We start from the raw sequence: 15,073 nt of genomic DNA on the forward strand, positions 1-15,073 counted from the left end.
TGCGCCAACACAAATGTCACCTTAACGCAATCGCGTTCGGGGTGGAAGACAGCGCCACGGCCCTCCGGGTTCCCTGTGTGGCGCCGTGGGCACAACTATTGCGCACTTTGGCCGGCTGCGGGCGGGCGCATCGGTGCACATTGGGGTCGCGTCCTACAGGTCGCGCGGTTGACGCTGTCACGCTACCGGGCGATCATGTTGTGACCAAAGTTGTCAAATCATGCGAGGAGTGTCGGAATGAACGACTGGAACACGATGTGGATGTCGCTGCAGAACTCAATGGGCGTCCACATCCCGCAGGTGCTGGGAGCCCTGGCGATCTTCATCATTGGCTGGTTCGTGGCCGCGCTGGTCAAGGCCGGCACGCGCAAGGCGCTGGGTGCGCTGCGGCTCAACCAGCGCTTTTCCGGCACCACCGGCAAGCCGGTGGACATCGAGGGCGTGGTGGCGCTGGTGCTGTTCTGGGTGGTCATGCTGCTCACGCTGGCGGCCATGTTCAATGCCCTCAACCTGGCCATGGTGTCCGGCTCGTTCGCCGCGCTGACCACGCAGCTGTTTGAATACGCGCCGCGCCTGCTGGGCGCCGTGCTGCTGGCGCTGCTGGCTTGGCTGGTGGCCACGCTGGTGCGCGGCCTGGTGCAGAAGGTGCTCGACCGCACCTCGTTCGACGAGAAGCTGTCCGAGCACGCCAACATCTCGCCGATCAGCGAGAGCCTGTCGAACGCGCTGTTCTGGCTGGTGATCCTGCTGTTCGTGCCGGCCATCCTGGGCACGCTGCAGATGGACGGCCTGCTCTCGCCGCTGCGCGACATGACGACCCGGGCGGTGGACATCCTGCCCAACATCGTCGCCGCGCTGGTGATAGGCGGCGTGGGCTGGATCGTGGCCACCGTGCTGCGCAACCTGACGACCAACCTGCTGCGCTCGGCCGGCGCCGACCAGATCGGCAACAAGGCCGGGCTGGCGGGCACGGTGCAGATTTCCGGCCTGGCCGGCCTGCTGGTGTTCATCGTGGTGTTCGTGCCGGCGCTGATCGCCGCGCTGGACGCGCTGCGCATCGAGGCCATCTCGCGCCCCGCCACCGAGATGCTGGCCATGCTGCTGGACGCCGTGCCGCGCATCATCGCGGCCGGGCTGATCCTGCTGATCACCTGGCTGGTGGCCTCGTTCGCCACGCGCCTGCTGTCCAGCCTGCTGAGCAACGTCGGCTTCGACACCCTGCCGGCCAAGCTGAACATGCAGCATGCCTTCGTGCGCACGCAGCCGTCGGTGCTGGTGGGGCGCATCGCACTGCTGTTCGCCATGCTGTTCGCCATCGTCGAAGCCGGCAACCAGCTGGGCTTCCATCGCTTCAGCGACATGATCATGACCTTCATCGAGTTCGCCGGCGACGTGCTGCTGGGCTCGGCCATCCTGATCATCGGCTTCATGCTGGCCAACGTGGCCTACGAGGCCATCACCCGCGCCAGCGGCGAAGCCCGCGGCACCATGCTGGCGCGCATCGCACGCCTGGCCATCCTGGGCATCGTGCTGGCCATGGGCCTGCGCGCCATGGGCATTGCCGACGACATCGTCAACCTGGCCTTCGGCCTGACGCTGGGCGCCGTGGCGGTGGCCGTGGCGCTGGCCTTCGGCCTGGGTGGGCGCGAGGCGGCGGGCCGCCTGGCCTCGCGCTGGGCCGACCGGCTGTGCAAGGACAAGCCGGCCGATCTGCCGCCCGCCACCGGCGCCGTGCCGCCCACGCCGGGCAACCCCCTGCCGCCGACCAACGACCTGCCCTGATGCACGCACCCACCGCAGCGGCACCCGACGCCGCTGCCCTGCAATCCGCCTTGGCCGAGCTGTTTGCCCCCTGGGTGCAGGCGCTCGGCCTGCGCGTGGAGTGCGTGGGCGAGCGCAGCGTGGTGCTGCGCCTGCCCGTCACGCCGGCGCTGGCACGCCAGGGCGGCATGCTGTGCGGCCAGGCCATGATGGCCGCCGCTGACACCGCCATGGTGCTGGCGCTGATGCGCCATTTCGGCCAGTTCCGGCCCTGCACCACGGTGCAGCTGAACACCAGCTTCCTCAAGCCGCTGTCGGGCCAGGATGCGCTGGTCGAGGCGCGGGTGCTGCGGGCCGGCAAGAGCCTGGCGTTCGGCGAGATCGACCTGCGCGGCGCCCGCGACGGCCAGAGCGTGTGCCGCGCCAGTACCACCTACGCCCTGCTGTAGCTTGCGGCTGTCGCTAGAATGACTGATTCCTTACGTTGAAGAGGCCTTCCATGTCCGCGCCAGCCCACGACGACACCGTTCACCACGATCCGGTCGAAGACATCACCAAGCACATTCCGGTGGTGATTCCGCTGGCCGGCGCCATCATGATCTTCCTGCTGGCCTTCATCGCGGTGAAGATGGCCTGAACCCGTTTCAGGCATCAAATCAGGCTCCAGCGCCCGCCCCATCTGCGCGGGCAGCTATCAAATAAATAGTGATTTGCTGACGCCCGCTGGTCGCTTGCTGCGTCGCGGCGTCCGTCAGCGGGGTGTCGGCCCGATTTCATAAAATCGTCACCTTGCGCCGGGCGTTCCGCCACACCTTTGTGCATCCGCTGGCCCGGCCAGTGCTTTCAGCGCCTCGGCCATCCTGAGAAGTCCGCTTTCCCAAGGCACGGGCCTTCGGAAAGAGCGATTTTCAAAACTTAGGAGCAATGCCCGTGAACGCACCCCTGACCCCCGGGATGGTCAAGGACCTGAACGTCCCCGACTACGTCAAGAACGCCAAGCTGATCGCCTGGGTCGGCGAGATGGTGGCGCTGTGCAAGCCCGACAGCGTGGTCTGGTGCGACGGCAGCCAGGCCGAGTACGACCGCCTGTGCCAGCAGCTGGTCGACGCCGGCACCTTCAAGAAGCTGAACCCGGCCAAGCGCCCCGGCTCCTTCCTGGCCTGGTCCGACCCGTCCGACGTGGCGCGCGTCGAAGACCGCACCTTCATCTGCAGCGAACGCCAGGAAGACGCCGGCCCCACCAACAACTGGACGCCGCCGGCCGAGATGCGCGAACGGCTGCAGCCGCTGTTCGACGGCTGCATGCGCGGCCGCACCATGTACGTCATCCCCTTCAGCATGGGCCCGCTGGGCAGCCCCATCGCCCACATCGGCGTGGAACTCTCCGACAGCGCCTATGTCGCCGTCAACATGAAGCTGATGACGCGCATGGGCCGTGGCGCCATCGAGGTGCTGGGCGAGAACGGCGAGTTCGTGCCCTGCGTGCACACCGTGGGCGCGCCGCTGGCCGAAGGCGAAAAAGACACCACCAGCTGGCCCTGCAACCCGGATGTGAAGTACATCGTCCACTACCCCGAGACGCGCGAAATCTGGAGCTACGGCTCGGGCTACGGCGGCAACGCGCTGCTGGGCAAGAAGTGCTTCGCGCTGCGCATCGCCTCCAAGATGGGCCAGGACCAGGGCTGGCTGGCCGAGCACATGCTGATCCTGGGCGTGACCAACCCCGAGGGCCAGAAGTACCACGTCGCCGCCGCCTTCCCCAGCGCCTGCGGCAAGACCAACTTCTCGATGCTGGTGCCGCCCAAGGCCTTCGAGGGCTGGAAGGTCACCACCATCGGCGACGACATCGCCTGGATCAAGCCACGCGACGGCAAGCTGTACGCCATCAACCCCGAGGCGGGCTACTTCGGCGTTGCCCCCGGCACCAACATGCAGACCAACCCCAACTGCATGCTGAGCCTGAATGAAAACGTCATCTTCACCAACGTGGCCCTCACCGACGACGGCGACGTGTGGTGGGAAGGCATGGAAAAAGACGCTGGCGCCACCCTGCCCGCGCACCTGATCGACTGGCAGGGCAAGGACTGGACGCCCGAGGACGGCAAGGCTGGCCGCAAGGCGGCGCACCCCAACGCCCGCTTCACCGTCGCCGCCACCAACAACCCTGCGCTCGATTCGGCCTGGGACGACCCGGCCGGCGTGCCCATCGACGCCTTCATCTTCGGCGGCCGCCGCAGCACCACCGTGCCGCTGGTCACCGAGGCGCGCGATTGGACCGAGGGCGTGTACATGGCCGCCACCATGGGCTCTGAGACCACCGCCGCCGCCTTCGGCGCGCAGGGCGTGGTGCGGCGCGACCCGTTCGCCATGCTGCCTTTCTGCGGCTACAACATGGCCGACTACTTCGGCCACTGGCTGAAGATGGGCGAACAGCTCAAGGCGCAGGGCGCCAGGCTGCCGGCCATCTACTGCGTCAACTGGTTCCGCAAGAATGCCGAGGGCAAGTTCGTCTGGCCCGGCTACGGCGAGAACATGCGCGTGCTCAAGTGGATCATCGACCGCGCCGAAAACCGCGCTGCCGGCCAGCAGACCATGTTCGGCGTGGCGCCGGCCTATGGCGAGATCAACTGGAACGGCCTGGCCTTCAGCCCCGAGCAGTTCGCCAACGTGACCAGCATCGACCAGAACGCCTGGGCAGAGGAGTTCGCCCTGCACGACGAACTGTTCGCGCAACTGGCCCAGGGCCTGCCCGCGCAGATGACCGAGACCAAGAAAGCGATGGAAGCGCGTCTGGCCGCAGTCTGAGGCTGACGCACCCCGCGCCCCAGCCCCGCCGCGTGCGGGGCTTTTTTGTGGACTGCCACAGCAGCCCACGCGTGCGACACTCGGCCCAGCCCATGCACATCCAGCTCCTGTCCGACCTGCACCTCGAAGAGAACAGCGCCTTTCAGCCCCAACGCGCGCCGGGCGCCGACGTGCTGGTGCTGGCGGGCGACATCGGCTCGTACCAGGGCGGCTCGGCCTTGTCGGCGCTGGGCGACGAGGACTTCGGGCTGGGCCGCTTCGCCGACTGGCCGGTGCCGGTGATCGTGGTGCCGGGCAACCACGAGTACGACACGCTCGATTTCGACGCCACGCACGCGCGCCTGCGCGCCACCTGCGAGCGGCTGGGGCTGATCTGGCTGGAGCGCGAGACGATCGTGCTGCACGGCGTGCGCTTCGTCGGCACCACGCTGTGGGCCGACTTCGACGCGCTGGCGCCGCGCGGGCCCACGGCCAGCCTGGCCGATCAGCTGCAGGCGCGGCACAAGGCGTTTCGCGCCGCCGACTATTACCTGCGCATCGCCGCCACCACGCGCGGCGGCGCGCCGTTCCTGGCCGAGCAGATCCGCGAACACGCGCTGGTGTGCCAGGCCTGGCTGCGCGCCGCGCTGGCCGAGCCGTTCGACGGCCCGACGGTCGTCGTCACGCACTTCGCGCCCAGCCTGCGCAGCGCCGATCCGCGCTATGGCCTGCGGCCGGGCACGGCGGGCTTCTGCAATGCGCTGGATGATCTGCTGCCGCTGGCCGACCTGTGGCTGCACGGGCACCTGCATTGCGCCATCGACTGGCGCGACGACAGCGGCCGCTGCCGCGTGGTGGCCAACCCGCTGGGTTACGAGAAGAAGGGCGAGCAGGCCGCGTTCGCGCCGCAACTCGCCATCGCGCTGGAGCGCGCGCCCGCGCCGCCGCCGATGCCCGATGGCCCGCGCGACGCCGCCGCCTGAAGCCTTAGACTTGAAGCATTCCCCCACCTTCCACAAGGAGACCACCGATGAAGATTCTTCTGGCCGTTGATGGCAGCTCGTACACCAAGAAGATGCTGGCCTATGTGACCACGCACCTGGAGATGTTCTCGGGTGACAACGAGTTCACCGCCCTCACCGTGCAGGGCGCGCTGCCGCCGCGGGCCCGCGCTGCGGTGGGCAAGGAAGTGGTGGACCAGTACTACGCCGAAGAGGCCGCCAAGGTGCTGGACCCGGTGGTCAAGTTCCTCGGCCGGCACGACCTGAAGGTCAAGAGCCTGGCCAAGGTCGGCAACGCCGGCGAGACCATCGCCAAGACGGCCGAGAGCGGCAAGTTCGACATGATCATCATGGGCTCGCGCGGCCACGGCGCGCTGGGCAGCCTGGTGATGGGCTCGGTGGCCACGCGCGTGCTGGCCAACTGCCAGACGCCGGTGCTGCTGGTGCGCTGAGCGGGGCACGCCGCCGCCGGCGCGCCCGCCGGCGGCGCGGCCCGGGTCGCCTTCATGGTGCGGCCCACCCTATACTCCCCCACCACCTCTCCGTTAGCGCCCGTCAATTGGGCGCTGGAGACGTATACTCCCAATAAGTATATCCAAAGCTTGGTGGCGGCAGGTCCTGAAGCCGCGTCAGGCGGCGCCCCACGGTTGCCTGCTCAATGCAGCCACGCCCTGGCGTGGCGCAGAAACTCCAGCAGCAGCTCGTCGAACTCGTCCGGCCGCTCCAGGTGCGGCAGGTGGCCGGCATCGGCCAGGCTCACGCAGCGCGCGCCGCTCACCGCGGCGGCCATGCCCTGCAGCACGGCGGGCGGGGCCACCGTGTCTTGCGCGCCCGCCACCAGCAGCGTGGGCACGTGGATGTGGCCCAGCGCCGCGCGGCGGTCGAAGCCGCTGAGCGCCTGCAGCGCGCGCCGCCACGTCGCCGCATGCACCTGCGTGAGCACGTGCCGTGCCAGCTGCACGCCGGCCGGCAGGGCGCGCGGGCTGACCAGCTGCGGCAGCAGCGCCTCGGCGATGGCCGTCATGTCGCGCCCTTCGTCGAGCCAGCCCAGGCCCTGCGCCGCGTGGCGGCTGTAGGCATCGCCCGGCGCCACGGCCGCCGCCGTGGCCACCAGCACCAGCTGGCGCACCAGGTCGGGCCGGCGCAGCGCCACCTCCTGCGCCACCATGCCGCCCAGGCCGTGGCCGACCAGGGCAACCGGCTCGGCGCCGCCTTCCGGCGCCAGCGCCTCGATCAGCGCGATGCAGCTTTCGGCCAGGCCCTTGAAGCCGTACGGCTCGATCGGCGGGCTGAGGCCGTAGCCAGGCATGTTCCAGGCCACCGCGCGAAAGCCCAGGCTGGCCAGCGTCTCGACCTGCGGCGCGAAGGAGCGGAAGCCGCCGCCGGCGCCGTGCAGCAGCACGACCAGCGGGCCGGCGCCCAGGGAGCTGTAGGTGGGAACACGCGCCATGCGGCCATGTTACGGCTACCCGGGCGACAGCAGGGCCGTGGCCCGCTCGCTATCATGGCCGGCTGCCCCGCCGCCCGCCGATGAACCTGCCCCTTCGCGCCACCGCCCCCGCCTTCTCCGCGCTCGAATTCCGCGCCGCGCTGGGCATGTTCGCGACCGGCGTCACCGTGGTCACGGCGCGCACGGCGACGGGCGAGCTGGTGGGGCTGACGGCCAATTCGTTCAACTCGGTCTCGCTCGATCCGCCGCTGGTGCTGTGGAGCCTGAGCCAGCGCTCGATGTCGCTGGAAGCCTTCGCCACCGGCACGCACTACGCCATCAACGTGCTCGCCGCCGAGCAGCAGGAGCTGGCCCTGCGCTTTGCCGCCCCGGTGGGCGACCGCTGGACCGGCACCGCGTGGCGCCCCGGCGTGACCGGCGCGCCGCTGATCGACGGCGCGGTGGCGCATTTCGAATGCTTCAACCGCAGCCGCTATGAAGAGGGCGACCACGTGATCTTCGTCGGCCAGGTGGAGCATTGCGACCACCGGCCGGGCGCCGCGCCGCTGCTGTTTCACGGCGGCCGCTTCTACACCGAGCACCCGCTGTGACCGGGCGCCAGGAACACCTCGACGGCCGCGCCGTCGTCATCCTGCTGGCCTGCTGCGCCTTCTGGGGCGTGCAGCAGGTGCTGGTGAAGGCCACGCTGCCCGAGCTGGCGCCGGTGTTCCAGGCGGCGGTGCGCTTCGTCGGCGCCACGCTGCTGCTGGGGCTGTGGTGCGCGTGGCGCGGCGTGCGGCTGTTCGCGCGCGACGGCACGCTGTGGCCGGGGCTGCTGGCGGGGCTGCTGTTCGCGGCCGAGTTCGCGGCCATCTACATCGGCCTGCAATACACCACGGCCTCGCGGCTGACGGTGTTTCTCTACACCTCGCCGTTCTGGGTGGCGCTGCTGCTGCCGCTGTTCGTGCCGGCCGAGCGGCTGCACCGCATCCAGTGGATTGGCCTGGCCTGCGCCTTCGCGGCGGTGGTGTTCGCTCTGCGCGAAGGCTTCACGGCTGGCGGGGCCGGCATCACCTGGCGCGGCGACCTGCTGGGGCTGGCCGCCGGCGCGCTGTGGGGACTGACCACGGTGGTGATCCGCTCCACCGCGCTGGTGCGCGCGGCGCCGTCGAAGATGCTGTTCTACCAGGTGGGCGTGAGCGCCGTCACGCTGCCGCTGCTGTCGCTGGCGCTGGGCGAGGCGTGGAACTGGCGGTGGAGCGCCTTCGCCACGGTGTCGATGACGGCGCAGACGGTGGTGGGCGCCTTCGCCAGCTACCTGGTGTGGATGTGGCTGCTGGCGCACTACCCGGCCACGCGCATCTCGGCCTTCGTGTTCCTCACGCCGCTGTTCGCGTTGCTGGCGGGGGCGCTGTGGCTGGGCGAGCCGGTGACGGCATCGCTGCTGCTGGCGCTGGCGCTGGTGGCGGTGGGCATCGTGCTGGTGAACCGGCGCGTGCCGGGCAAGGCGCGGGTGTGAGGGCAGCGGAAGGCTTCAAGCCAAATCGGCCTGCAGCTCCCGTCCCATAAGCGCCAGCAGCTATTAAATTCATAGTTTTTTTGTAGGAGCGGGCTTGCCCGCGATCAGCGCTGATCGCGGGCAAGCCCGCTCCCACAGAAGCACAGGCGCTCAGGCCGCCGGCGCCACCGCCGCGCCCTGCACGCCATGGCGCTTCATCGCTTCGGCCACGAAGCCGCTCGCCTTCATCTCTTCGACGAACGCCGCCAGCGCGGCCTGCGCCGTCTCGCCACGCCCGGCGGGCAGGCCCATGGCCTGCTGGATCACCATGAAGCGCCCGGGCAGCAGGCGCAGCCCGCCCAGGCGTGCGGCGTCGGCCTCCAGTTGCTGCTTCACGCCGGCCGCCACGTCGGCGTTCCGCGCCATGAACGTGGGCACCACGTCGGGCGAGCTGGGCGCGCGCTCGATGCTGGCGCTTTTCAGCTCGCGCGACAGGAACAGGTCGTAGGCACTGCCCTGGCCCACCACCACGCGGCGGCCGGGCACGTCGACCTCGGCGTTGTCGGCGAGCGGCGAATCCTGCCGCACCAGATACGCGCCCTCGATCAGCACGTAGGGCGCGGTGAAACGGATGCCCTCGCCGCGCAGCGGGTCGATGGCGAAGAAGCCGATGTCGGCCTGCTCGCCGCGCACCGCCTCGACCGAGGCCTGCGCCTTCTCGAACACCACCAGCTCGCAGCCCACGCCCAAGCGCTCGGCGAAGGCGCGCGCCAGGTCGATCGACACGCCCGCCGGCTCGCCGGCCGCGTTGCGCCCGGCCAGGATGGGGTTGCCCAGGTTGATGGAAGCGCGCAGCACGCCGGCGGGGGTGAAGGCTTGGACGATCTCGGTCGGGAGCGGGGTGGACATGGTGCGAAACGATGCGAAGCCGATGAAAACGACAAGTCTACGGTGCCCGCACGTCCACCGCCGGCGTTGCAAATGGGACAATGGCCCGCATCTGAGGCGGCAATGACGGCGCGTGCATTCGCCACGCGATCCCCCACCCACCCGAGAAGCGCATGCAGTTCAAGGACTACTACCAGATCCTCGGCGTCGACAAGAGCGCCACGCAGGACGACATCAAGAAGGCCTTCCGCAAGCTGGCGCGCAAGTACCACCCCGACGTCAGCAAGGAGGCTGATTCCGCCGCCCGCATGGCCGAGGTGAACGAGGCCAACACCGTGCTGAGCGATCCCGAGAAGCGCGCCGCCTACGACACCGTGGGCGCGCAGGCCTGGGCCGCCGGCGCGCGCTCGGGCGACGACGTGCGGCCGCCGCCCGGCTGGAACACCGGCTACGAGTTCCGCGACGGCGGCGCGGGCGGGGGCGAGGCGTTCCGCCAGCATTTCGGCGGCGACAACCAGGACTTCAGCGAGTTCTTCGAGCAGATGTTCGGCCGCGCGCGAGCAAGCGGCGGCGCTGGTCCGCGTAGCCGCGCGGGTGGCGGCACGCAGGCGCAGATGCGCGGCGAGGACCACCACGCCCGCATCGAGCTGGAGCTGATCGACGCCTACCGCGGCGCCGAGCGCAGCATCAACCTGCGCGGCGCCAAGGTGGATGCGCAGGGCCACGTGGTGCCTGAGGAGCGCACGCTGCAGGTGAAGATTCCGCAAGGCGTGAAGGAAGGCCAGATGATACGCCTGGCCGGCCAGGGCAGCCCCGGCTTCGGCGGCGGGCCGGCGGGCGACCTGTTCCTGGAAGTGCAGTTCCGCCCAGACGCACGCTGGCGCATCGACGGCCGCGACGTGACGCAGAAGCTGCGCGTGACGCCGTGGGAGGCCGCCACCGGCGGCGCCGTCCACGTCACCACGCCCGACGGCAAGACGGTGGAAGTGACCGTGCCCAGCGGTTCCGGCGGCGGGCGCAAGCTGCGGCTGAAGGGGCGCGGCATTCCGTCGTCGGCCACGCCGGGCGACCTGTTCCTGGAGCTGGAGATCGCCGTGCCCGGCGCCGTCACGCCCGAGCAGAAGGCCGCCTGGGAAGCGCTGGCCAAGGCCTACCCCGGGTTCGACCCGCGCCGCGTTTGATTGGGAGAGCACACCGACATGAGCCCGATGCCCATTTCCGTTCCTGCCGAGCTGGTCGAACTGCTGGACGACGCCGCGCTGACGCTGCAGCAGCTGGCGCAGGCTTGCCATATGCCGCCTGAGTGGGTGCTCACCCGCGTGGAAGCCGGCGTGCTGCAGCCGCTGGCCGGCGGCGGCGCGGCCGAATGGCGCTTTGCCGGCGCCACGCTGACGCGCGCGCGCCGTATCGCCGAGCTGGAACACACCTACGACGCCGACCCGCAACTGGCCGCGCTGGCGGCCGACCTGATGGAAGAAGTGGCGCGGCTGCGGCGTCAGCTCAGGCTGCTGGATTAAGTGTCAAATCGGCCTTCAGCGATTGTGCTGCAAGCGCTGACAGCTATCTTTAATATAGCGTTCGGCTTCAGAAGCCGATGCCCACGCCCACCCCGCCGCGGCTGTGGCGGCCGCCGATGACGCCGCCGATCGACAGGTTGACGCCCACCGGCGCCACGTAGGCCGGCGCCGGCCGCACGTAGACCGGTGCCGGGTACGCGGGATACGCGGGTGGCGGATAGGCCTGCCGGTACACCGGCGCCGGGTACGGCTGGGCGGGGTATGGCGGCGGATAGCCCTGGGCCGGATAAGGGCTGGGATAGCCGCCATACGCCACTGGCGGCGCCGTGACCACGCCCGACTGCTCGCCCGCGGCCGGGTAGGCCGGCAGCGGATAACCCGCCACCGGCGGCGGGTTCACCGGGTAGCTTTGCACCGCGCCGTAGCCACCCTGGTTGTAGTACGGATCGCCAGGCACCTGGATCCAGGCGCCGGGGGCTTGCGCGGTGCGGGTCTGGTACTGGCGACCACCCATTTCGTAGGTCACGTCGTAGCCCGTCACGCGGTTCTCGTAGCGCGTGCCGCACTGGCCGGGGTAGCCGCCGTAATAGCCACCCTGTGAAGCCTCGGCCGCGTTGCCCAGCATGGCACCGCCCAGCGCGCCCAGAATGGCCCCGGCGATATGGCCCGAGCCCTTGCCCATCTGGCTGCCGATCAGCCCGCCCATCACCGCGCCCACGCCGGCACCACCGCCCGAGGTGCGGCCGCCGTAGCTGCCGGGCGCACAGTCGGACACCGGCACCGGCTCCCAGACCGGGGTGGACGACAGCACGCGGGCGTTGACCACGCCCTGCGCGGCAGCACCGCCCGCGGCGAGCACGGCCAGCCCCAGCTCCAGCGTGGTGCGGGTAAGGACAGCAGAGGGATGCATATCGAGTTCCTTCAAGGCGCGCACCGTGGCGCCCTTCCAACAGGTTCAACGCCCGGGCCCCAGCGGCGGCAGACCATCTTTACACGCGCGTCACCAGGCCGTGGACTTGTCACAGGTCAACGAACGCGGCTTCTATGTCATTTTGCATAGTAAAAATGACCTACGCCCAGCGATAATCCCGCACCTGCCCTTCCACGCCATGAAACCAGCGATGCGAAGCCATGTGGACGATGTCCAGGCACTGGGTTTCAGGGTTCAGATGACCAGGGAAGGGTCTTCAATGACGGGTTCATCCTTGTCGCCAGAATCTGCGGCGCCCATGGCCGATGTCCGTGTGGTCGTGGTCGACGACCAGCTGGACGCCGCCGACATGCTGGCCGCGGCGCTCGAGCTGGACGGCTACCAGGTGCAGACGGCCACCAGCGGCGAGCGCGCGCTGTCGCTGATCGAGCAATTTCGCCCCCACATGGTGCTGCTGGACGTGGCCATGCCCGGCATGGACGGCCATGAACTGACGCGCGAGCTGCGCCAGCGCTACGGCGACGCCATGGTGCTGATCGCCATCAGCGGCAGCGACCCGGACGACGCGCGCGTCAGCCAGACCTTCGACAGCGTCGACCACTACTTCCGCAAGCCGGTCGATCTGGCGGCGCTGCGCCGCCTGCTGTCGCTCTGACGCCCGACGCCGGCGACACCGCACACCGCCGCTCAGCCGCGCTGCGCTGTCCCGTTGACCGGGATGCCGGCGATCAGCGCGTGCAGCTGGGCCGGCTCCACCGGCTTGACCAGGTAATGGGCGAAGCCGGACACCTGCGCGCGCTCGCGGTCGCTGTCCTGCCCGTAGCCTGACAGGGCAATCAGCACACAGCCCTCACCCAGGCGCGCGCGCAGGCGCCGCCCCAGCTCATGGCCGTCCATGTCCGGCAGGCCGACGTCCAGCACCGCCACCTGGGGCTGAAAGCGCTCGGCCACGCTCAGCGCCTGCTCGGGCGTGTAGGCCACGCGCAGCTCGTTGCCCTGCAGGGCCAGCGATTCGGCCAGCAGATCGACCGCATCGCGGTTGTCATCGACCAGCAGCACGCGCCGGCTCTGCGCCGCCGCCTGCTCGCCCTGGGGCCAGGCCCCTTCGGCCAGCGCCGGCTGTTCGCGCAGCGGCAGGCGCACCACGAAGCGGCTGCCCTGGTCGCGCCCGGCGCTGTGCGCCTCGACCTCGCCGCCATGCAGCACCACCAGGTTCTTGACCAGCGCCAGGCCCAGGCCCAGCCCGCCCTGCGACCGGTCGATGCCCTGCTTCTGGCCCTGGTAGAACACGTCGAACACGTCGGGCAGCAGCTCGGGGGCGATGCCCGTGCCGTTGTCGGCCACCTCGATCACCAGCGCCTGCCCCTCGCGGCGCCCCGACAGGCGGATGTGCCCGCCGGGCGGCGTGTAGCGCACGGCGTTGGTCAGCAGGTTGGTGATCACCTGCACCAGCCGCGCCGAGTCGCCCCACCACAGCACGGGCGACGACGGCAGGCTGACGTCGAGCCGGTGCCCGCGCTGCTCCACCAGCGGCTGCACCATCTCGGCCGCGCGCTGCAGCAGCACGGCCGCGCGCGCCAGCGTGGGCTCCAGCCGGATGCGGCCGCGCGCGATGCGCGACACGTCCAGCAGGTCGTCGACCAGCCGCGTCATGTGCTTGACCTGGCGTTCGATGACCGCGCGCTCGCGCTCGGCGCCGGCGCCCTTGCGCTCCATCACGTGCAGCGCGCTGACGATGGGCGCCAGCGGGTTGCGCAGCTCGTGCCCCAGCATGGCCAGGAACTCGTCCTTGGCGCGGGCCGCGTCGTGCGCGCGCTCCAGCAGCTGCTGCCGCTCGGCATGGCTGCGGTCCAGGCTGGCGCGGGCCAGCACGCGGTGGGTCACGTCGATGGCCACGGCCATCAGCCCGGTCACCTGCTGCTGCAGGTCGCGCATGGGCTCCAGGTTGAACTCGAAGTAGCGGTCGCTCAGCGCGCCGTCGATGGTCAGCGGGATCAGGCTCTCGGGGCTGGCGTAGCGCTCGCCCGTGCGGTAGACCTGCTGCAGGATGCCGGGCAGCGGCGTGTCGGCCAGCTCGGGAAACGCCTCGCGGTAGGTCTTGCCGATCAGCTGGTCCGGGCTGCGGTCGGTGACGCGGCAGTACAGCGGGTTGACCAGGGTGAAGGTCTGCTCGGGGCCCGACAGGATGGCGATGGCCACCGGGGCCTGGCGCAGCAGGTTGTCGCGCTCCTCGAAGGCGCGCGCGCGGGCGCGGGCCGATTCGCCGCGGTCGATGGCGGCGCCCACGTCGTCGGCGATCTGCTGCAGGAACTGCAGGTAGGCCTGGTCCAGCGGCACGCGCGGGTTCAGGCCGAAGCCCATGCATTGCAGCCCCGCTTCGCCGGCATGGCGCATCGGCAGCAGCACCAGGTCGGTCACCGGCTCGGGGTGCTCGGGCGTGGTCAGGCGCAGCCTGCCCGGCAGCACCACGTGCCGGCCCTGCATCAGCGTGTCGAACAGCGCCTGCTGCCCCGCCAGCGCGGTCGGCAGCACGGGCTCGCCCGCCGGCCACTGGTACTCGCCGATGCCCACGCAATCCACCACCTGGGGCGCGTCGGCCGCGTGGGGCCAGCGCAGGTAGGCCGCGCACGGCACGTCGCGGCTGGCGGCCTGCAGCGACTGCAAGGCGGCGGAGAACAGGTCGGGCTTGTCCGGCGACAGGCGCGCCAGCGCATCGTTCACTTGGTGCAGCGCGGCCTGGCGGCGTGAAGCCACCATGCGCGCGGTGGTTTCGGTGGCCACCACCAGCACGCCGCCCACCTGCCCGTCCTCCAGCAACACGGGGGTGAAGCTGTAGTTCCAGTACACGTCCACGGTGCGGCCGTCGCGCAGGCCGGGGATGAGCTGGTCTTCGTCCCAGGTGGCGGCGCCGCCCTGCATGATGTGGCGCAGCTTGGGGCCGATCACCGGCCAGATGTCGCTCCAGGCCTGCTCGCCCGGCTGGCCCATGGCGCCGGGAAACTGCCGCGTGTCCAGGCTCGGGATGAAGGCGGTGTTGAAGAAGTGCGTGAGCTGCGGGCCCCAGTACAGCAGCATGGGGTTGCGCGATCGCAGCATCGTCCCGAGCACGGTGCGCAGCGGGGCCGGCCATTGCGCGATCGGCCCCAGCGGCGTGGCCACCCAGTCGATGGCGCGCACCAGGCGGCTGGCCACGTCGTCGCCCGACAGAAACGGAAATTCAAGCGAAATTGCCCGATCATCGGCTTGCATACGGCGCTGGCAGCT

General features: G+C 70.2%; 15 protein-coding genes. 11 read left to right on the top strand and 4 right to left on the bottom strand.

Features of this window, described 5'->3' with window-relative positions; genetic code table 11:
- Nucleotides 1-237: 237 nt before the first annotated feature.
- The 6 genes from ACFSCU_RS00420 to ACFSCU_RS00445 all read left to right on the top strand — a co-directional run bounded on the left by ACFSCU_RS00420 (nucleotide 238) and on the right by ACFSCU_RS00445 (nucleotide 5,998).
- On the top strand, nucleotides 238-1,782 hold the full coding sequence (locus tag ACFSCU_RS00420; protein ID WP_333706098.1) for a mechanosensitive ion channel: 1,545 nt from the start codon (nucleotides 238-240) through the stop codon (nucleotides 1,780-1,782).
- Nucleotides 1,782-2,210 carry a PaaI family thioesterase gene (locus ACFSCU_RS00425; RefSeq protein WP_377559481.1) on the top strand — a complete coding sequence of 143 codons (429 nt, stop codon included), beginning with the start codon at nucleotides 1,782-1,784 and terminating at the stop codon, nucleotides 2,208-2,210. Before ACFSCU_RS00420 ends, ACFSCU_RS00425 begins: the two co-directional genes overlap by 1 nt.
- Nucleotides 2,211-2,260: 50 nt before the next feature.
- Nucleotides 2,261-2,398, top strand: a complete 138-nt coding sequence (locus tag ACFSCU_RS00430) for a hypothetical protein (RefSeq protein WP_180550466.1) — start codon at nucleotides 2,261-2,263, stop codon at nucleotides 2,396-2,398.
- Between the two features lie 317 nt (nucleotides 2,399-2,715).
- Nucleotides 2,716-4,566, top strand: a complete 1,851-nt coding sequence (locus ACFSCU_RS00435) for a phosphoenolpyruvate carboxykinase (GTP) (protein WP_377559742.1) — start codon at nucleotides 2,716-2,718, stop codon at nucleotides 4,564-4,566.
- Between the two features lie 92 nt (nucleotides 4,567-4,658).
- A complete protein-coding gene (locus ACFSCU_RS00440) occupies nucleotides 4,659-5,528 on the top strand; it encodes a metallophosphoesterase (protein ID WP_180550465.1) in 870 nt (289 codons plus the stop codon).
- Between the two features lie 47 nt (nucleotides 5,529-5,575).
- Complete coding sequence (locus ACFSCU_RS00445) at nucleotides 5,576-5,998, top strand: universal stress protein (RefSeq protein ID WP_377559482.1); 423 nt, start codon at nucleotides 5,576-5,578, stop codon at nucleotides 5,996-5,998.
- A gap of 203 nt (nucleotides 5,999-6,201) precedes the next feature.
- On the opposite strand, the gene ACFSCU_RS00450 is transcribed toward ACFSCU_RS00445, so the two are convergent.
- A complete protein-coding gene (locus tag ACFSCU_RS00450; protein WP_377559484.1) occupies nucleotides 6,202-6,996 on the bottom strand; it encodes an alpha/beta fold hydrolase in 795 nt (264 codons plus the stop codon).
- Nucleotides 6,997-7,076: 80 nt separating this feature from the next.
- Between ACFSCU_RS00450 and ACFSCU_RS00455 the strand changes: the two genes are divergently transcribed.
- Complete coding sequence (locus ACFSCU_RS00455; protein WP_180550464.1) at nucleotides 7,077-7,586, top strand: flavin reductase family protein; 510 nt, start codon at nucleotides 7,077-7,079, stop codon at nucleotides 7,584-7,586.
- Nucleotides 7,583-8,494, top strand: a complete 912-nt coding sequence (locus tag ACFSCU_RS00460; RefSeq protein WP_180550463.1) for a DMT family transporter — start codon at nucleotides 7,583-7,585, stop codon at nucleotides 8,492-8,494. The genes ACFSCU_RS00455 and ACFSCU_RS00460 overlap by 4 nt, the downstream gene beginning before the upstream one ends.
- Nucleotides 8,495-8,644: 150 nt before the next feature.
- Here the strand turns inward: ACFSCU_RS00460 and ACFSCU_RS00465 are convergent, their stop codons facing one another.
- Nucleotides 8,645-9,382, bottom strand: a complete 738-nt coding sequence (locus ACFSCU_RS00465) for an ABC transporter substrate-binding protein (protein WP_180550462.1) — start codon at nucleotides 9,380-9,382, stop codon at nucleotides 8,645-8,647.
- 152 nt (nucleotides 9,383-9,534) lie between these two features.
- Here ACFSCU_RS00465 and ACFSCU_RS00470 point away from each other — a divergent pair, with 152 nt between their 5' ends.
- Nucleotides 9,535-10,542 carry a DnaJ C-terminal domain-containing protein gene (locus ACFSCU_RS00470; protein ID WP_377559485.1) on the top strand — a complete coding sequence of 336 codons (1,008 nt, stop codon included), beginning with the start codon at nucleotides 9,535-9,537 and terminating at the stop codon, nucleotides 10,540-10,542.
- 18 nt (nucleotides 10,543-10,560) lie between these two features.
- Nucleotides 10,561-10,878 (top strand): chaperone modulator CbpM, encoded by a 318-nt coding sequence (locus tag ACFSCU_RS00475; protein ID WP_180550461.1) that lies wholly within the window; start codon nucleotides 10,561-10,563, stop codon nucleotides 10,876-10,878.
- A gap of 67 nt (nucleotides 10,879-10,945) precedes the next feature.
- Here the strand turns inward: ACFSCU_RS00475 and ACFSCU_RS00480 are convergent, their stop codons facing one another.
- A complete protein-coding gene (locus ACFSCU_RS00480) occupies nucleotides 10,946-11,788 on the bottom strand; it encodes a glycine zipper 2TM domain-containing protein (RefSeq protein ID WP_180550460.1) in 843 nt (280 codons plus the stop codon).
- 319 nt (nucleotides 11,789-12,107) lie between these two features.
- Here ACFSCU_RS00480 and ACFSCU_RS00485 point away from each other — a divergent pair, with 319 nt between their 5' ends.
- Nucleotides 12,108-12,464 carry a response regulator gene (locus ACFSCU_RS00485; protein ID WP_180550459.1) on the top strand — a complete coding sequence of 119 codons (357 nt, stop codon included), beginning with the start codon at nucleotides 12,108-12,110 and terminating at the stop codon, nucleotides 12,462-12,464.
- A gap of 32 nt (nucleotides 12,465-12,496) precedes the next feature.
- On the opposite strand, the gene ACFSCU_RS00490 is transcribed toward ACFSCU_RS00485, so the two are convergent.
- Nucleotides 12,497-15,058, bottom strand: a complete 2,562-nt coding sequence (locus ACFSCU_RS00490; RefSeq protein WP_377559487.1) for a hybrid sensor histidine kinase/response regulator — start codon at nucleotides 15,056-15,058, stop codon at nucleotides 12,497-12,499.
- Nucleotides 15,059-15,073 lie beyond the last annotated feature (15 nt).

The sequence above is a fragment of the Ottowia beijingensis genome, assembly GCF_042680925.1.
In the GTDB taxonomy this organism is placed as follows: domain Bacteria; phylum Pseudomonadota; class Gammaproteobacteria; order Burkholderiales; family Burkholderiaceae_C; genus Ottowia; species Ottowia beijingensis.